The organism is Nocardioides sp. NPDC127514, assembly GCF_040302125.1.
Taxonomy (GTDB): Bacteria; Actinomycetota; Actinomycetes; order Propionibacteriales; family Nocardioidaceae; genus Nocardioides.
The window spans coordinates 64823-81764 of the sequence record NZ_JBEORF010000002.1 but is presented as its reverse complement, the minus strand read 5'-3'; the positions used below and the strand labels follow the sequence as shown (position 1 = coordinate 81764).

Annotated in this window: 16 protein-coding genes; 7 read left to right on the top strand and 9 right to left on the bottom strand. The window is 69.2% G+C overall.

What is annotated here, in order from left to right; all coding sequences use genetic code 11:
- Positions 1-7: 7 nt before the first annotated feature.
- Positions 8-1396 carry a serine hydrolase gene (locus ABTX24_RS01855; RefSeq protein ID WP_350837012.1) on the bottom strand — a complete coding sequence of 463 codons (1389 nt, stop codon included), beginning with the start codon at positions 1394-1396 and terminating at the stop codon, positions 8-10.
- A 116-nt stretch (positions 1397-1512) separates the two neighbouring features.
- Between ABTX24_RS01855 and ABTX24_RS01850 the strand changes: the two genes are divergently transcribed.
- Positions 1513-2973 carry an amidohydrolase family protein gene (locus ABTX24_RS01850; RefSeq protein WP_350837010.1) on the top strand — a complete coding sequence of 487 codons (1461 nt, stop codon included), beginning with the start codon at positions 1513-1515 and terminating at the stop codon, positions 2971-2973.
- A 63-nt stretch (positions 2974-3036) separates the two neighbouring features.
- On the opposite strand, the gene ABTX24_RS01845 is transcribed toward ABTX24_RS01850, so the two are convergent.
- Positions 3037-3288 (bottom strand): hypothetical protein, encoded by a 252-nt coding sequence (locus ABTX24_RS01845; RefSeq protein ID WP_350837008.1) that lies wholly within the window; start codon positions 3286-3288, stop codon positions 3037-3039.
- The gene (locus ABTX24_RS01840) at positions 3285-3953 is read right to left on the bottom strand and encodes a TetR/AcrR family transcriptional regulator (RefSeq protein WP_350837006.1); all 669 of its coding nucleotides are present in this window, start codon (positions 3951-3953) and stop codon (positions 3285-3287) included. The genes ABTX24_RS01845 and ABTX24_RS01840 overlap by 4 nt, the downstream gene beginning before the upstream one ends.
- Positions 3954-4092: 139 nt before the next feature.
- On the opposite strand from ABTX24_RS01840, the gene ABTX24_RS01835 reads away from it, so the two are divergent.
- Genes ABTX24_RS01835 through ABTX24_RS01825 form a run of 3 tightly spaced genes read left to right on the top strand, consistent with a single transcriptional unit; the run spans position 4093 to position 7638 of the window.
- Positions 4093-4875, top strand: a complete 783-nt coding sequence (locus tag ABTX24_RS01835) for an SDR family NAD(P)-dependent oxidoreductase (protein ID WP_350837004.1) — start codon at positions 4093-4095, stop codon at positions 4873-4875.
- Positions 4876-4877: 2 nt separating this feature from the next.
- Entirely contained in the window at positions 4878-6011 is a 1134-nt protein-coding gene (locus ABTX24_RS01830) for a DUF5938 domain-containing protein (protein ID WP_350837002.1), read from the top strand.
- A 10-nt stretch (positions 6012-6021) separates the two neighbouring features.
- Positions 6022-7638, top strand: a complete 1617-nt coding sequence (locus ABTX24_RS01825) for an AMP-binding protein (protein WP_350837000.1) — start codon at positions 6022-6024, stop codon at positions 7636-7638.
- 21 nt (positions 7639-7659) lie between these two features.
- On the opposite strand, the gene ABTX24_RS01820 is transcribed toward ABTX24_RS01825, so the two are convergent.
- From ABTX24_RS01820 to ABTX24_RS01800, 5 genes are all read right to left on the bottom strand, one after another.
- Entirely contained in the window at positions 7660-7914 is a 255-nt protein-coding gene (locus ABTX24_RS01820) for a hypothetical protein (protein WP_350717129.1), read from the bottom strand.
- Positions 7915-8013: 99 nt separating this feature from the next.
- Positions 8014-8535: a pyridoxamine 5'-phosphate oxidase family protein gene (locus ABTX24_RS01815; RefSeq protein WP_350836998.1), complete on the bottom strand. Its 522-nt coding sequence runs from the start codon at positions 8533-8535 to the stop codon at positions 8014-8016.
- A gap of 52 nt (positions 8536-8587) precedes the next feature.
- The gene (locus ABTX24_RS01810) at positions 8588-8977 is read right to left on the bottom strand and encodes an acyl-CoA thioesterase (RefSeq protein ID WP_350836996.1); all 390 of its coding nucleotides are present in this window, start codon (positions 8975-8977) and stop codon (positions 8588-8590) included.
- Entirely contained in the window at positions 8974-10164 is a 1191-nt protein-coding gene (gene fahA / locus ABTX24_RS01805; RefSeq protein WP_350836994.1) for a fumarylacetoacetase, read from the bottom strand. Before fahA ends, ABTX24_RS01810 begins: the two co-directional genes overlap by 4 nt.
- Entirely contained in the window at positions 10161-11360 is a 1200-nt protein-coding gene (locus ABTX24_RS01800) for a homogentisate 1,2-dioxygenase (RefSeq protein WP_350836992.1), read from the bottom strand. The genes fahA and ABTX24_RS01800 overlap by 4 nt, the downstream gene beginning before the upstream one ends.
- Before the next feature lie 106 nt (positions 11361-11466).
- Between ABTX24_RS01800 and ABTX24_RS01795 the strand changes: the two genes are divergently transcribed.
- The 3 genes from ABTX24_RS01795 to ABTX24_RS01785 all read left to right on the top strand — a co-directional run bounded on the left by ABTX24_RS01795 (position 11467) and on the right by ABTX24_RS01785 (position 14757).
- Positions 11467-11622: a hypothetical protein gene (locus ABTX24_RS01795; RefSeq protein ID WP_350836990.1), complete on the top strand. Its 156-nt coding sequence runs from the start codon at positions 11467-11469 to the stop codon at positions 11620-11622.
- A gap of 614 nt (positions 11623-12236) precedes the next feature.
- Positions 12237-13511 (top strand): HNH endonuclease signature motif containing protein, encoded by a 1275-nt coding sequence (locus ABTX24_RS01790; RefSeq protein ID WP_160024037.1) that lies wholly within the window; start codon positions 12237-12239, stop codon positions 13509-13511.
- 676 nt (positions 13512-14187) lie between these two features.
- Positions 14188-14757 carry a Uma2 family endonuclease gene (locus ABTX24_RS01785; RefSeq protein ID WP_160024038.1) on the top strand — a complete coding sequence of 190 codons (570 nt, stop codon included), beginning with the start codon at positions 14188-14190 and terminating at the stop codon, positions 14755-14757.
- Here ABTX24_RS01785 and betT read toward each other — a convergent pair.
- Positions 14738-16885, bottom strand: coding sequence for a choline BCCT transporter BetT (gene betT / locus ABTX24_RS01780; protein WP_350836988.1), 2148 nt, complete (start codon positions 16883-16885; stop codon positions 14738-14740). The two genes, ABTX24_RS01785 and betT, sit on opposite strands and share 20 nt — an antisense overlap.
- Positions 16886-16942 lie beyond the last annotated feature (57 nt).

Sequence of the window (16942 nt, the reverse complement as noted above, 5' to 3'; positions counted from 1 at the left end):
GGGATGGTCAGTCGGCGCGCGCGACGACGCGGCCGTAGTGGACGTACTTCGCCCGGGCGTCCGCCTCGCCGATGAAGGCGAAGACGACATGGATGCCGCGGACGGGCTCGGCGGCGATGAAGGAGTCGCCGTCGAGGTGGACGAGGGAGAACCGCATCGGCTGCTCGCCGATCTCCGCGATGACGTCCTTCGGGGTGCGGTCCAGGACGAGCCCGCCGGCGCCGTCGGCGGTGACCTCGATGTCGTAGATCGTGTCCGCATAGCGCCCGACGAACCGGTCGAGCTCGACCGTCGCGGGCGCGGCCGGCGGGGTGGGCCGGTCAGGAAGCCGTACGCCGCCGAGGTCCTCGAGCAGACGCGCGACCGCCGCGTTGAAGAGCCCGAAGACCTCGCCGCCGTTGGTGAGCAGCGCGACGGCGAGCCCCTGCTCGGGAACGACGCGGAGGAAGGCGGCCTGGCCGATGGTGCCGCCGTCGTGCGCGATGACGGTGCCCTGCGGCGTGTCGATGAGCTCCCAGCCCAGACCCCAGGCGCTGCCCATCCCGGAGAGCAGCGGCAGCTCGACCTGGCGCTCCCGCATCGCCTCGACCGAGCTGGCCGAGAGGACCTGGGTGCCGTCGGGTGCGGTCCCGCCGTTCAGGTGCATCCGGACGAAGCCGAGCAGGTCGCTTGCCGTCATCGCGAGCATCGAGCCGGCCGGCGCGTTGGACCTGGCCAGCGCCCAGGTCGGCGCCGCCTCCGGGGAGCCGTCCGCCCCCGGCATGTGTCCCGTGGCGGCACGGCGCAGGATCGCCTCGTACGGACTCGGGGAGACGCTGGCAAGACCGAGCGGTCGCGCGATCCGATCGAGGAGTACCTGGTCGAACGGGGCCTTCCGCAGCACCTCGACCAGCCGCCCGAGCACGACGAAACCGGTGTTGTTGTAGGAGAACGTCTCACCGGGGGCGAAGAGCTGCGGCAGGTCGGTGAGAGTGGCGACGTAGCGTTCGACCGCGTCCTCGCCACGCCCGGTGTCGGTGAAGATGTCACCCTCGAAACCGGCCGTGTGGCACAGCAGCTGGCGGGTCGTGATCGTCTCGCCGGCCTCGCGGTCGCCGATGACGAGCTCGGGCAGGTAGTCGCGCACCGGCCGATCCAGATCGAGGAGACCGTCGTCGACCAGCTGCATCACCAGCGTCGCGGTCCAGACCTTGGTGATCGAGCCGATCTGGAAGACCGTCTCGGTGTCGGCCTCGACCCCGGTGGCCAGGCTGGTCGTGCCGGCCGCGGCGGCGACCACCTCGTCGCCGACGAGGACGGCGATCGAGGCGCCGGGCACCCCGTGCTCGGCGACGAGGTCGGCGAAGCTCTCCTGCAGGAACCGGGCGGCGTCCGGGCGGGTCGGGTTGTGGGGCATGCCGAAACCGTAGGGAGTCCCGACGGGTGCGTGTTCGTCTCATCGGACAGTCAACCGGGCACGCTGTTGTCCGATCGGACAATGGCCGCCGTTGCCGGGGACGGTTTGATGACGACGTGCTGATTCTCCGTGGTGGCCTCGTCGTCGACCCTCGAGCAGGGACAGAGCAGGTGGCCGACGTGGCCGTCTCCGACGGGTCCGTGGTGGCCGTCGGGAACGTCCCCGACGACCCCGCCGCCGAGGTCATCGACGTGACCGGGCTGGTCGTCGGCCCCGGGTTCGTCGACCTGCACAGCCACGTCCACTCGATCGCCGGCCAGCGGCTCCAGGCGATGGACGGAGTCACCACCACCCTCGACCTCGAGGCCGGGCTGCTCCCCCTCGACCTGGCCTACCAGCGGGCTGCGGCCGACGGCCGGGTGCTCCACTACGGCTTCTCTGCCTCGTGGGGCGACGCCCGTGCCGTCGCGCACCTCGGCATCACGCCGGGGGCCGACCTGGAGGCCTCGTTGTCGATGCTCGGCGACCCGGCCTGGCAGCGTACGTCCTCGGCCGCGGAGCGGCACGCCTGGCTCGAGCTGCTCGAATCCGAGCTGGCCGCGGGGGCGCTCGGGATCGGAGTGCTGATGGGCTACGCCCCACGCTCGGACCCCGCCGAGTTCCTCGACGTCGCCCGGCTCGCTGCCCGCAGCGGCACCGCGGCGTTCACCCACGTACGCGAGATCGTCGAGGCCGACCCCAGCACCCCGATCGACGGCTCGGAGGAGATCACCCGCGCCGCCGCCGAGACGGGCGCGCGGATGCACCACTGCCACGTCAACAGCACCTCCCGCCGCCACGTCGACCGCGTCCTCGGCCTGCTCGACGACGCTCGCACGGCCGGGTCGGACGTGACCGTCGAGGCCTATCCGTACGGAGCCGGCTCCACGGCGATCGGCGCCTTCTTCCTCGCTCCCGAGCGGCTCGGCGCCTGGGGCCTGACTCCGTCCTCGATCACGATGGTGACCACCGGCGAGCAGATCGCATCGGTCGCGCGCCTGGCCGAGCTGCGGGCGACGGACCCCGGCGCCGTCTGCGTGGTCCGCTTCCTCGACGAGGACTGCCCCACCGACAACGCGATGCTGCAGCGCACCCTCGCCTTCCCCGACGCGATCGTGGCCAGCGACTCCATGCCGGTGGAGTGGGCCGGCGGGGTCACCGACACCCGGGAGTGGCCGCTGCCGCTCGGCGGCCAGACCCACCCTCGTACCTCGGGCACCTACGCCCGTTCGCTGCGCCGTATGGTCCGCGAGACCGGTGCCTGGACCTGGCCGGAGGCCTTCCGCCGCTGCTCCTACCTACCGGCTCAGGTGCTCGCCCCGTTCACCTCGGCGATGCGCGGCAAGGGATACCTGGCGCCCGGCGCCGACGCCGACCTGGTCGTCCTCTCCCCCGACCGGATCACCGACCAGGCGACCTACCTCGACCCCACCCGGCCCTCGGCCGGAGTCGTCCACCTCCTGGTCGACGGCACCTTCGTCGTGCGCGACGGCAGCCTCGACCCCACGGCGTACCCCGGCCGGCCGATCCGTCGCTGACGCGAGCCGCTCGGGAGCGTACGCATCGCCGCGGCGGCCGTGGTCGCGATGGTCGGGCGAGGCTCAGGCGCGAAGCCCGGGCCGGGCGATGAAGACGTAGAGGAGCGCCCCGAGCCAGCCGAGGAAGATCATCAGCAGGACGTAGAGGATCTTGCTCTGGCCGGCCGCGGCCCACACGCTGTCGGGTGTTCGCAGGGCCTGCACCAGCATCAACAGCCACCACACGGTGACCGCCAACCCGACCAGCAGCAGCGCCGTGCCGCCGATCAGATAGGCCCACTCGGCTCCGGTGGGCAGGCCGATCATCGGTGTCATCGCAGGTCTCCCGGTGCATGGCTGGTGGTGGTCTCGGCGGGGCGCGCGAGCAGCATCGGCATCAGTCCGACGACCTGGTCGCGCAGGCCCTCCAGCGCGCCGTCACGGCCGTTGAGATAGCCCAGCAGCGCCTGCTGGAAGATGCCGTCGAACATCCCGTAGGCGACCGGCGCCGCGATCGCGGGCTCGGTGCCGGCGAGCTCGGCGTAGCGGTTCACCACGCGCGCGATCATGTCCTCCAGGCTCTGGTCGATCTGGGTGACCGCCTCGCGCAGGCTCTCCTCGAACATGGACTGCGAGCGCAGGTCGTACCAGAGCCGGTGCATCGGCGCTTCCTCGACGATCGTCTCGACCAGCTTGTCGCCGAACCGGACGACGAGGTCATCGGGAGAGGTCGCCTCGGCGACGACACCGTCATAGCGGTGGACGCAGGTCTGCTTGTAGTAGCGCACGCAGTAGACGATCAGCTCGAGCTTGTCGCTGAAGTAGTAGTGCACGACGCCGTGGCTGAACTCGGAGTTGTTGGCGATCTCCCGCAGGCTGGCGCGGGCGTAGCCCAGCTCTCCCAACGTACGCAGCGCCGACTCGGCGAGCGCCTTGCGGCGTTCGTCGTGCTTGTCGGCAGGCGTGCGGCGAGGCGACTTGGGTGCGGCGACCTGGGTCATGGGCGGCAACGATACCCCCTCCCGTGCGTCGCTCGATGCCATCCGGATCATTTTCTGGTCAATCGTCAAGAGAAATCTTGACAGTCGTCAAGATTCGCGATTGTCTGTGAGCCCGATCACAGCGACGAAGGAGTCACAGATGACCGATCTGAGTGGACGCACAGCACTCGTCACCGGCGGTGCCCAAGGCTTGGGCGAGGGAATGGCCCGAGCGCTAGCAGCGGCCGGCGCCACGGTGGCCGTCGCTGATGTGAAGGACGACCAGGGCGCCAAGGTGGCCGAGTCCATCGGCGGCACCTTCGTGCACCTCGACGTCACCGACGACGCCTCCTGGGAGGCGGGCGCGGCCGCCGCGGTCGACGCGCTCGGCGGGCTCGACATCCTGGTCAACAACGCCGGTGTCGAGATCACCAGCCTGGTCACCGAGCTCGACCCGAACGACGTGAAGAAGATGCTCGAGGTCAACGTGCTCGGCACCGCCCTCGGCCTCAAGCACGGCCTGCGCACGATGCGGCCCGACGGCGCCGCCGGCAAGGGCGGCGTGATCGTCAACGTCGCCTCGGTCGCGGCCACCATCGCCTTCCCCGGCATCTCGGTCTACTCGGCCACCAAGAGCGCCGTCGACCGGCTGACCCGGGTGGCGGCGATGGAGAGCGGCAAGCTCGGCTACGGCGTACGCGTCAACTGCATCTACCCCGGACTGGTCCCGACCGAGATGGGTGCCGGGCTGGCCAACGACGTCGCCCAGCTCGGCCTCTTCGAGTCTCCGGAGGCGGCCGTCGGCGGCGTCGTCGAGCTGACCCCGTCGGGACGCCTCGGCACGGTCGAGGACATGGCCAACGCGGTCGTCTTCCTGGCCTCCGACCAGGCGGCCTTCGTCAACGGAGTCGGCCTCGCGGTCGACGGCGGAATGGGGATGTGACCATGAGCGAGAACAAGCCTGTCGTCGTCTACGGCGCCTCCGGCTACACCGGCCGGCTGGTGTGCGAATACCTGCGCGAGCTCGGTGTGCCGTTCGTGGCCGCCGGCCGCTCCAAGGACAAGCTGGTCGCCTCGATGGCCGCCAACGTGCCCGGCATCGAGACCGCCGACTACGAGATCGCCGAGGTCGAGCACTCCGTCGAGGCGCTCACCGAGCTGCTCACCGGGGCGCGGGTCGTGCTCAACACCGTCGGCCCGTTCTCGTCGTACGGCCCCCAGGTCGTCGAGGCCGCGCTGGCCGCCGGTGTCCACTACACCGACACCACGGGCGAGCAGGACTGGCTGATCACCTGCGACGAGACCTACAGCGAGGGCTTCGCCGAGAAGGGCCTGCTGCTCGCGCCGGGCATCGCGCAGATGTACACCACCGGCGAGATCGCGGCCGAGATCTGCCTCGAGCAGCCCGGCCTCGACACCCTCGACATCGCGGTCTTCTGGGGTGGCTCCCCCACGATCGCCTCGACCCGCACGATCCTGGTGAACGCGGCAACCTCGAAGGCTCACTACCTCGAGCAGAACGCGTACGTCGAGTTCGACCCCACCGCCGGGCTGGTCCCGCTGGTGGTGCCGGGCCAGCACGAGCTGGCGCTCTCGCTGCCTTGGGGCGGCACCTCGCACCCGGTCTGGTACCGCCGCGACCCGAAGGTGGCCACCTGCAAGGCCCAGGGCGGCGTCTTCAACGCCGCGCTGATGAACGGTGTGCCGCAGATCGTGGCGGCTGCGCTGGAGGCGACCAAGGACATGGACGCCGAGCAGCGCGACGAGGCGCTGACCGCCACGGCGGCCCAGGTGATGAACCAGATGCCGCCGCGCGAGAACCCACGGCTCAACAAGTCGCTCGACTCGGTCCACGCCTCCGGCCCGCTGGGGCGCGCGCACTGCGTCATCCACGGCAACCAGAACTACAAGCAGACCGGGCTGCTGCAGGCTTACGTCGCCTACTCGCTGCTGCAGCAGCCGCCTCGCCGGGTCGGGTTCGCCTCGGGCTGCCAGGCGTTCGGGCACCGCGAGCTCCTCGGCCAGCTGCAGGCCTTCGGGCTCGTCTCGGAGCCGGTCGTGACCCGGCAGCGCGGCTGAGGGCGGCCCGATGCGGCTCGTCGACTATCTGGACAAGGGTGCCTCACTCGGAGGCGACGCGCCCTGTCTCGTCTGCGGCGAGGACACCTGGTCGTATGCCGAGGTCGTCGATCTCTCGGTGCGCGTCGCCGCGGGCCTGCGGGCCCGCGGCGTCGGCCCGGGCGCGAAGGTCGCGATCCTCTCGGCCAACGACCCGGTCGCCTTCGCCTCCGTCTTCGGGATCAGTCGCGCGGGGGGCGTCTGGTGCCCGATCAACCCGCGCAGCGAGGCGGCGGAGAACCGAGAGCTCCTCGACCTCTTCGGCTGCTCGGCGCTGATCTTCCAGTCGGCCTTCGCCGGCCTGGTCGACCAGATCCGCGGCGACCTGCCGGAGCTGACCACCCTGGTCTGCCTCGACGCGAGCTATGACTGGGCGATCGGCTGGGACGACTTCCTCGGCTCTGCCGATGAGGTGTTCGAGCCCGTCGAGGTCGAGGACGACCTGGCCATGGTCGTCGGCACGGGCGGGACGACCGGGCGACCCAAGGGCGTCATGCTCACCGGCACCAACCTGGAGACGATGTCGGCGATCACGCTGATGGCCTACCCGTGGCCTGGTGCGCCTGAACGTCCCACCTATCTCGCGCTCGCGCCGCTCACCCATGCCGCCGGGGTGCTCTGCTTCCCGGTGATGTGCCTGGGCGGCAAGATCGTGGTGATGCGTACGCCGGACGTGGGTGCGTTCCTCGAGCACATCGAGCACCACCACATCACCCACACGTTCCTGCCGCCGACGCTGATCTACCTGGTGCTGGACCACCAGGCGCTGCCGTCGACCGACCTCACGTCGCTGCGCTGCTTCTGGTACGGCGCGGCACCGATGTCGGCGACGCGTCTGGAGGAGGCGCTCACCCGGATCGGCCCGGTGATGGCGCAGCTGTTCGGGCAGACCGAGGCGCCGATGATGATCGCGACCATGGCGCCCGCCGACCACTTCCACTCGGACGGGACGGTCGCCACCGAGCGGCTCTCCTCTGCCGGTCGGCCTTCGCCTCTGGTGACGGTCTCGATCATGGGCGAGCGCGGCGCGCTGCTCGGTTCCGGCGAGCGTGGCGAGATCGTCGTACGCAGCTCCCTGGTCATGCGTGGCTACCTCGACAACCCCGAGGCGACCGCCGAAGCGAGCGCGCACGGCTGGCACCACACCGGCGACATCGGCTTCCTCGACGAGGACGGATTCCTGCACATCGTCGACCGCGCCAAGGACATGGTGATCACCGGTGGTTTCAACGTCTACTCCACCGAGGTCGAGCAGGCGCTGATGACCCACCCCGCCGTCGCCGACTGCGCGGTGGTCGGACTCCCCGACGAGAAGTGGGGCGAGCGCGTCACCGCCGTCATCCTGCCCCGACCGGGCGCCTCGGTCGACGTCAGCGACCTGAAGGCGTACGTCAAGGAGCGGATCGGCGCGGTCAAGACCCCCAAGCAGATCGAGGTCTGGCCGGACCTGCCGCGCTCGAAGGTCGGCAAGGTGCTCAAGACCGAGATCAAGAAAAGCCTGTCTCATGGGGCCGAGTCGGCGCATCTGCCCCCGTGTCTCGCGAAGCGAAGCGAGCGAGAGGGGGCGGATGCGCCGACTCGGCCGTAAAGCACTCAGGCAGTAAAGCCCTCAAGCCGCCCAGATGACGAACAGCGAGTAGTCGTCGAACGGCGACTCGGAGCCGTCGCAGCGCCATGCGGTGATGTCGCCGTCCTCCAGCATCTCCGCACCGGCGGCGGCACAGTCGTCCTGCCAGTAGAAGTCGCGGCCGGTGTACTCCCAGCCGCCCTCGGCGGTCGAGGCCGATGCCGAGGTCGCCAGCGCACCGCCGGCGATCAGGGCAGCGGCGAGCGGGGCGGCGGCAGCGATTCGGATGAGCTTCATGATGGTCTCCTTGGTTGGTGTTCCTGTCGGACACCCACCACGCTCCGCCTCGTCGCTGTCAGAAATGTCCCCCGCTGCTCACCCTTTCTGTCAGTAACGTCAGTCTGTCTTCGTTTGCTCCGGAAATGCGGCGGGTTCGGCGGCGTACGCCACCATCCAGCTCGGCTCGATGGTGGCGTAGATGACGCCAGGACCCTCCCAGGTCTGTGGGTCCGAGCCGTAGAACTCGGTGAAGTAGGCGTTGTGCTCGTCGAACTCCGGCCCCTCGGAGACCACGTGCGCGGTGCCGTGGGTGAAGACGCCGATGCGCTCCCCGTCGACGTGGGTCGCGCTGACGGCGGGGCGGGCGAGCATGTGCTTGGCCTTGATGGCGGTGGGAGAGGTCCCGAACAGCCAGCGACCGTGTACGAAGTGGCCGTCGACGCAGCTCGTCCGCGGCTCACCGCGGGCGGTCACGGTGGCCAGCACGAGCACCTTCATGCCCGTCAGCTCGGTGACGAGCTGACGGGCGTTCAGGCGCTGTTCGTCGTTGACGATGCCGGTCAGATGGCCGCTCGCGCGGCCGATCGAGGCGTCCAGGAGGCGTTGCAGGTCGGCGATCTCTTCGTCTGTCTCGTGCACACGACGAGTCTCACACCGACGGCCCCGAGGTCGCTTGACCGTTCTTGCGCGGCTAGCTGATCGCGGTGACGATCTCCGGCGGGATGGCGGTCGACCCCGAGCCGTCGGCAGCGACGACCACGTAGACGACCGACACGGCGCAGGTGACGTCCTCGCCCCGGCGGAACTCGAACTCGAGCGTGAAGCTCTTGGTGCCGATCCGGGTGGTGCGCACCGGCACCTGGACGCGGTCGCCGAAGCCGATGCCGGCCTTCCAGTCCAGGTCGGCGTGGGCGAGCTGGACGTCGACGCCCAGCTCCTGCCAGCGGCTGTACGGCACCCCGCGGGTGTCGATGAAGTGGGTCATCGCCTCATCGACGTAGGTGAGGTACCAGCCGTTGAACATCACCCCCTGCATGTCGACCTCGAGGTAGCGGGGCGTGAACTCGTAGACCGTAGTCACGGCCGCTCCTTCGCGGGCAGGATCCGCCCGCTGACCTCGCCGAGGGCGATCCGGCCGCCGCCCGGCGCGGGCGCGGTGGCGGTGATGGTGACCTCGTCGCCGTCCTCCAGGAACGTACGCACCGACCCGTCGTCGAGCTTGAACGGCTCGGCTCCCGACCAGCTGAGCTCGAGGAACGAGCCGCGCTGGCCCGGCTCCGGGCCGCTGATCGTGCCGCTGGCGAACAGGTCGCCGACGCGCAGCGAGGCGCCGTTGGCGGTCATGTGCGCGAGCATCTGCGGGGCGGTCCAGTACATGGTGGCGTACGGCGGCTCGGAGACCAGGGTTCCGTTGAGCCGGACCTCGAGGGCGAGGTCGAGGGCCCAGGGCTCCAGCGCCGAGTCGTCCAGGTAGCCGGCCAGCGGGACGTCTCGTTCCGGGGGCCGGACCCGGGCCGCCTCGAGTGCCGCGAGCGGGAGGACCCACGGCGAGATCGAGGTGGCGAACGACTTGCCGAGGAACGGGCCCAGCGGGACGTACTCCCATGCCTGGATGTCGCGCGCGGACCAGTCGTTGAGGAGCGTGATCCCGAAGATGTGGTCGGCGGCTTCGGCCAGCGGCACCGGAGTGCCCTGCTCCGATCCGACGCCGACGACGAACCCCATCTCGGCCTCGATGTCGAGCCGGATCGAGGGGCCGTCGACGATGCCGTCGGGCGTCTTCCGCAGCCCGGTCGGCCGGACGACGTCGGTGCCGGAGACGACCACCGTGCCGGAGCGGCCGTGGTAGCCGATCGGCAGGTGCTTCCAGTTGGGCGTCAGCGGCTCGGAGTCGGGGCGGAACATCTTCCCGACGTTGGACGCGTGGTGCTCGGAGGCGTAGAAGTCGACGTAGTCGGCCACGGTGAACGGCAGCAGCAGGTCGGCGTCCTCGATCGCGATCAGGTGCGGTCGCACCTGGTCCTCGCTCGCCGGGTCGCTGAGCAACCGGGTCAGCTCGGCGCGTACGTCCTTCCAGACGGCCGGCCCGGCGGCGAGCAGCGCATCGAGTCCTCCCGCGCCGACGCCCGTGACGGCGGCGACGTCGAGCACCAGGTCACCGATCCGCGCCCCGAGCCGCGGCGCGGGGTCCGCGGCGGTGCGGAAGGTGGCGTACGGAAGCGCCTCGAGGCCGAACTGACTGTCCTTGATGTCCAGCCACGAGCTCACTGGCGGCCCCCTGCCCAGGTCCAGGCGTACTTGCCGTCGTCGACCGTGGCGCCGGCCTCGCCGACCTCCAGGGGTCGGAAGGTGTCGACCATGACGGCGAGCTCGTCGAAGAACTCCGCGCCCAGGCTGCGCTCCATCGCACCGGGCTGGGGGCCGTGGGCGTGGCCGCCGGGGTGGAGGGTGATCGAGCCGATGCCGATCCCGGAGCCCTTGCGGGCCTCGTAGTCGCCACCGACGTAGAACATGACCTCGTCGGAGTCGACGTTGGAGTGGTAGTAGGGCACCGGCACCGCGAGCTCGTGGTAGTCCACCTTGCGGGGCACGAAGTTGCAGATCACGAAGTTGTTGCCCTCGAAGACCTGGTGGGCCGGCGGCGGCTGGTGGACCTTGCCGGTGATCGGCATGTAGTCGGCGATGTTGAAGGCGTACGGGTAGAGGCAGCCGTCCCAGCCGACGACGTCGAACGGGTGGTGCGGGAGGACGTGGACCGAGCCGGCGATGCCGCCGGCTCCGGGGCCGCGGTGCTTGATGTAGACCTCGGCCTCACTCGCGTCGACCGTCTGCGGGTCGGTCGGGAGCCGGAGGTCCCGCTCGCAGTACGGGGCGTGCTCGAGGAACTGGCCGAACCGGGAGAGGTAGCGCTTCGGCGGGGCGATGTGGGAGTTCGCCTCGATCGCGTAGACCCGCAGCGGAGCGTCGCCGACGGGCACCCAGCGGTGGGTGGTGGCGCGTGGGATCACCACGTAGTCGCCCTCTCCCACCATCAGGTCGCCGAAGACCGTCTCGACGACACCTGTCCCGGACTCGACGTAGACACACTCGTCGCCGATCGCGTTGCGGTAGAGCGGCGAGGTCTCCCCCGCCACCGCGTAGTGGAGCCGGACGTCGCCGTTGCCCAGCACCAACCGGCGGCCCGTGATCGCATCGGCGCTCTTCCACTCCTCCCCCGGGAAGAGGTCGTGCAGCCCGAGGTGCATCGGGCGCAGCGGATGGTTGGGGGTGGTGCCGTGGTCGGGCAGCTCCCAGATGCGTACGTCCTTCACCGCCGAGGGGATGTGGCGGTGGTAGAGCAGGGAGGAGTCCGAGGAGAACCCTTCCTCGCCCATGAGCTCTTCGTAGTAGAGATTCCCTTCTCCGTCGCGGTGTTGGGTGTGCCGCTTGGGCGGGATGTGCCCGCGCTGTTGGTAATGCGCCATACCCCGGATCGTACGTGACCTGGACCACAGCGATCACGGGGGCCGAACGTCCTGAATTCGTCCCAGGTACCTCCCGGGGCATACCTCCCTCCCCTAGGATCCGGAGATGCCCTCCGACACCCCCGAGACCCTCTTCGTCGCACACGCGACGGGTCGTCTCCTGCATGTCCGGGCCTGCCCCCAGCTCCTCGGCCTCGACGCCCCGATCAGGGCCACCGCCGCGCAGATCGAGACACTGGGCACGTGCGCTTGGTGCGCCTAGGAGCTCTCCGAGGCCGGCCGAAAATACTTCGACTCCGTCGAACAGGCCGTACGCACTCTCGACCCGTCCGACGATGCTGTCCGGGCTACCGAGGCGGCGCTGGGCGACGTCGACTATGAGCTCGTCTGGGTTCCGCCTAGCTACTCGCACATCGCTGTCGGGGACAAGGAGCATGCGGTCGCGTGGATTGGGCGGGGTTGTGTCATGCATGAGGATGGGCGGCTCATCGACTTCGGATGAGTCCGTCTTTTCGTGGTTGGCGTGGGCCGCCGACCCTTGCTTTGAGGGTCTTCTCGATGGGCCCCGGAGTCAAGGACGGCCTGCGGCCGCCGGCTTCGCCGGCCGCTTCGCGGTCCTTGACACCGGGGCCCATCGAGAAAGATTTTGGCTGGCTATCGGGGCGGCGGCCCGGGTGTGGCGCAGCGGAATCTTCCTTGGGACAGGTGAGGTTGATGGGGTGGAAGGGTGGCCCTTCGGGCCACTTACCATCCACAGGAACGAGGTCGTTCGCTGACCGCGAAAATGGTCTCTGATCAGGGAAAATAAGTGGCCAGACAGGGGTGGGGAGCGTAGAATCAGACCCATCACAGCACACCTCCGAGGAGAGGGCAGCGATGAGTCTCGGGCGTCCGATCGACCACTGGGGAACCAACCCCGGCGACGCGATCGACGCTGCCCTGGCCGCCATCGAGACCGCCCTTCAAGACCTGCTGACCACCGACCCGGCCTACTGGCGCACGGACCAGAAGAAGGACCTGCTGGAACGGCTGGAGAAACTCCAGGCCCAACAAACCGCGTTGAAGCTGCGGGTGCTGGCGTCTGCTGGCGACATCGCTGAGGAGACCGGTGCCAAGGACGCCTCCGGATGGATGCGGACCGAACTCCTCGTCGACAAAGCCGTGGCACGCTCCCAGATCAAGCTCGCGGCCAGTGTTGCGAAGTACGACCTAGTCGCCACCGGTCTCGCCGAGGGTGTGGTGTCCCAGGACAAGGCCCGGGTGATCACCCAAGCCCTCGACAAGATCCAGACCGACCCGGTCGCCAGCGCCGAGGACCTGGTCCTGGCCGAGAAGCTCCTCGTTGACTACGCCGGTCGCCTGACCGCCAACGAACTCCGCATCGTCGGACGACGGATCCTGGCCGAGATCGACCCGGCCCGGTTCGAAGACGCCGAAGCCAAAGCACTCCTCGCCGAGGAAGAACGCGCCCACCAGAAGACCGCCCTACGAGTGTGGGACAACCACGACGGCACCATCGGGTTCGACGGCGTCCTGCCGACCTCGATGGGGATGCGGTTCAAGCGGCTGGTCGAGGCCTGGGCCCAGCCCCGCAAACAACAACTCGTCGCCAAGGGCGCCCCACTGCCGCCGTGGGAGCGGCTGATGGGCCAGGGCTTCGCCCGGCTGCTCGAGACCGTCGACCCCGCCGCACTACCTAGGCATGGCGGAGATGCGACGACGATCAACGTGGTGATCTCCTTGGAGGAGCTCCGCAAGGACCTCGGGATCGCCACCCTGGGTTATGACGAGACCAACGGCACCACCATCTCCGCGGCCGAGGCCCGCCGGATGGCGTGCAACGCGACCATCATCCCCTGGGTCCTGGGTGGCGACAGTGAGGTCCTCGACGCCGGCCGGGGCAGCAGGTTCTTCCAGCCCATCCAACGCAAGGCGATGCGGTTGCAGCACAAGTGCTGCCAAGCCGAAGGCTGCGACATGCCACCGGAATGGTGCGACGCCCACCATCTCGAACCCTGGGCCGCCGGCGGGAAGACCAATCTGAAGGACGGGGCCTTGCTGTGCCCCCACCATCACCGCCTCGCCCACGCACCCGGCTATACCCATGAGCGACTACCCGACGGCACCATCAGGTTCACCCGCCGCCCCTAACCGACTGGGCGAGGAACCCACACCACCGGGTCCTGCCCCTCGGGCCGACGACTACATCCGTCGACCCGGTGTCAGCTCTCGGCGAAGCGCCCGACCCGATGCCCGCATGAGCGTTCCGGTCAGCTTCCTGGACCCCACCCGCGCCGCCTCCCCACTCGCGGGGACGCTTCCCCACCGCAGCGACGGTTCCCCACCCTCCGGAGCATGGGGAACCTCCACGCCCGTGGGGAACTCTCCCGATCAGTGGGGAACTCGCGACCCGACCGGCACCAAACCCGACCCGGCCAGAGCCGACGGCCACCTTGTGAACGGTTCACAAGTTCGCGCCCACTGCCGTAGGCACCCACGAAGCACGATCCGCCGACGCGTACGACCAGCCACGGCCCCAAACCCGTGCCCAAACCGAATCCGCTGCGCCACACCCTCGCCGCCGACCCGATACAGGCCAAATCTTTCTCGATCGCGTACCGGGTCAAGGATCGCCGCAGGCGACCGGCGAAGCCGGCGGGCGAAGCCCGTCCTTGACGCGGTACGCGATCGAGAAACAATCGAACCAAGGGTCGGCGGCGAACCCCAGAAACGAAACCACGGCCACCTCCAACGCGACGAACCGAGACCAAACCAAGACCGGCAAAGCCCGACCCCCGACACCAGAAACAGGCGGTATCCTCGAAGCATGACCGCGTTGCCCGACTGGATGCACCCTCCCCGTGAGGAGGGCTGGTACTCCGAAGACCTCGACATGCTCGTCGAGGCGCCGCGTCATACCGAACTCATCGACGGAGCCCTGGTCTTCAATATGTCACCGCAGCGCCGCTGGCACAGTCGGCTCGTCACGGCCCTGACCAACGCGCTGACGGCGCAGGCGCCGGACGGGTTCGAGGTGGATCGGGAGCTGACGGTGGTGCTCGACAGGCGCAACCGGCCGGAGCCGGACGTGCTGGTGAGCACGGCACGGATCTCCGACCAGGCCTCGTTCTACGATGCCGATTCTGTCGTCCTGGTGGTCGAGGTGGTCTCGCCGGAGTCCGAGCACCGCGACCGGGCGGTGAAGCCGCAGAAGTACGCCGAGGCGGGGATCACCCACTACTGGCGCATCGAGAACGAGGACGGCGCGCCCGCGATCCATGTCTACGAGCGCGACGACCTCACCAACGCCTACGTCCCGATCGGGATCTTCCGTGACCGGCTCGACGTCCCGGTACCGTTCCCGATCAAGATCGACCTCACCGACCTGCTCCGCTGACGTCCGTCGCCGGCACCTCGGGCACCTCGGCGGGCAGCTGCTCCTGCTGGACGAGGTGGAGGTAGGAGAGGTGGCGCTCGTACTGGTCGAGGACGTCACCCATCAGCTGCTCGTGTGAGTAGCCGTTGACGTCGTAGCCCTGGGTGCCCTCAGCGAGGTGTACCTCGGCGCGGAAGTAGACGTCGCCGGTGACCCGCCCGACAGCGAAGGTCGGAGCGGGGCACGGCAGCGGGGTGACCTTGTAGACGAACGCAGGCGCGTCCTCCAGATCGGTGTGGATCTGGACGCCGGAGACGCCGCGTACGGCCTTGGTCTCGGTCACCACCGAGGTCAGGCCATGCGAGCAGAGCTCGGCGGCGACCTCGTCGAGGACCGGCTTCGCGACCGTGCCGATGAACCGCTCGGTGTCCCTGGCGGTGGGATAGGTGACCGAGCGGCGCAACCGCTGCGCGAGCGACGGACGTACGCCGCCCTCGCCCGCCCCGGCCAGGCGGGCCGAGGAGATCGCGCCCGGGAACGAGTAGCGGGCGCTCGCGGACTTGAACGACTCCAGCCGTAGCGAGCGGTGGAGTCCCACGGCGACCAGGGCGAGCACGACCGAGAACGGTAGGCCCATGATGATCGTCGCGTTGGTCAAGGTCGTCAGCCATGCATCACCACCCGCGAACATCAGCGCCAGGGTCAGCGCGCCGATCGCCACCGACCAGAAGATCCGCACCGGGATCGAGCAGTCGGCCATCGGGTGCGGCAGCCGCGAGGTGAAGTTGCCCATCACCAGCGCGCCCGAGTCGGCCGAGGTGACGTAGTAGAGGAACCCGGTCATGGTGGCGAGCGCGACCAGCGCGATCGCCCCCGGGTAGTTGTCGAGGAAGGCGTAGAAGCCCTGCGCGTAGTTGGCGCTGGTCAGCTCACCGAACTCGGCGTCACCGCCGCGGATACGGCCGAGCGCGCTGTTGCCGAAGATCGAGACCCACAGCAGGATGAAGCCGAACGGGATCATCATCACGCCGACCAGGAACTGCCGGATCGTCCGCCCGCGCGAGATCCGCGCCAGGAACAGCCCGACGAACGGCGACCAGGCCACCCACCACGCCCAGAAGAAGAGCGTCCACAGGTTCTTCCAGACGCCGACGTCCGGGTTCTCCACGGTGTCGTACGGCATCGTGTCGAAGCTCATCCCGGGCAGGTGCACGAGATAGTCGCCGAGGTTCATCACCAGCGAGTTGAGCAGGAACGCGGTGTTGTCGGAGAAGAGCACGTAGAGCATCAGCGCCAGGGACAGCAGCACGTTCAGCTCGGAGAGCCGCCGGATGCCCTTGTCGACCCCGGAGACAGCCGAGATCGTGCCGAGCAGCACCGCGACCACGACCAGACCGACCTGGGCGGCACGGCCCTCGGGGATGTCGAAGAGGACGTTGAGACCCGCGTTGAGCAGGGCGATCGAGATGCCGAGCGAGGTGGCGATGCCGAAGATGGTGCCGAGCACCGCGGCCATGTCGATGCCGTCGCCGAGCCGCCCGTGGACCCGCTTGCCGAAGATCGGATAGAGCGCGGAACGGATCGAGAGCGGCAGCCCGTGGCGGAAGGAGAAGTAGCCCAGCGCCATGCCCATGACGGCGTACATCGCCCAGCCGGACAGGCCGTAGTGGAACAGCGTCCAGCCCACCGCCTGCTCGGCGGCGGCGATGGTGCCGCCCTCGCCGGTCGGCGGGGTGAGGTACTGCGAGACGGGCTCGGCGACCGAGTAGAACATCAGGTCGGCGCCGATCCCGGCCGCGAAGAGCATCGCCGTCCAGGTGAACATCGAGTACTCCGGCCGGGACTCCTCCGGGCCGAGCCGGACCCGCCCGTAGCGGGACAGACAGATGAACAGCACGAACGCGATCAGCGCAGCGGCGAGCGCGAAGTACCACCAGCCGAAGTACGTCGAGATCCACCCCACGACGTGTCCGATCGCGGCGCCCGCGGTGTCCGGCGCGAGCAGTGTGAAGAGCGTGAACGCGACCACCACTCCGGCGGAGCCGAAGAAGACGGTCTTGTTCAGCTCCGGCTTCGTCGTCGGGATCTCGTCTGGGTCTGCGGCGGGTTCGCCTAAGGGCGTACGCGACGGGTCGATTGTCTCCGGCATGAGCTGTCTCCTCCGGTTGGGGTGCCCGGCAGGCTAGTCCGCCCGGCGCCGGCTTGG

Excerpts from the sequence above, each read along its gene's own strand:
- ABTX24_RS01825 (WP_350837000.1), top strand. The coding sequence starts at position 6,022 with ATGCGGCTCGTCGACTATCTGGACAAGGGTGCCTCACTCGGAGGCGAC.
- ABTX24_RS01855 (WP_350837012.1), bottom strand. The coding sequence starts at position 1,396 with ATGCCCCACAACCCGACCCGCCCGGACGCCGCCCGGTTCCTGCAGGAG.
- ABTX24_RS01835 (WP_350837004.1), top strand. The coding sequence starts at position 4,093 with ATGACCGATCTGAGTGGACGCACAGCACTCGTCACCGGCGGTGCCCAA.
- ABTX24_RS01800 (WP_350836992.1), bottom strand. The coding sequence starts at position 11,360 with ATGGCGCATTACCAACAGCGCGGGCACATCCCGCCCAAGCGGCACACC.
- ABTX24_RS01845 (WP_350837008.1), bottom strand. The coding sequence starts at position 3,288 with ATGACACCGATGATCGGCCTGCCCACCGGAGCCGAGTGGGCCTATCTG.
- betT (WP_350836988.1), bottom strand. The coding sequence starts at position 16,885 with ATGCCGGAGACAATCGACCCGTCGCGTACGCCCTTAGGCGAACCCGCC.
- ABTX24_RS01830 (WP_350837002.1), top strand. The coding sequence starts at position 4,878 with ATGAGCGAGAACAAGCCTGTCGTCGTCTACGGCGCCTCCGGCTACACC.
- ABTX24_RS01840 (WP_350837006.1), bottom strand. The coding sequence starts at position 3,953 with ATGACCCAGGTCGCCGCACCCAAGTCGCCTCGCCGCACGCCTGCCGAC.
- ABTX24_RS01820 (WP_350717129.1), bottom strand. The coding sequence starts at position 7,914 with ATGAAGCTCATCCGAATCGCTGCCGCCGCCCCGCTCGCCGCTGCCCTG.
- ABTX24_RS01790 (WP_160024037.1), top strand. The coding sequence starts at position 12,237 with ATGAGTCTCGGGCGTCCGATCGACCACTGGGGAACCAACCCCGGCGAC.
- ABTX24_RS01795 (WP_350836990.1), top strand. The coding sequence starts at position 11,467 with ATGCCCTCCGACACCCCCGAGACCCTCTTCGTCGCACACGCGACGGGT.
- ABTX24_RS01785 (WP_160024038.1), top strand. The coding sequence starts at position 14,188 with ATGACCGCGTTGCCCGACTGGATGCACCCTCCCCGTGAGGAGGGCTGG.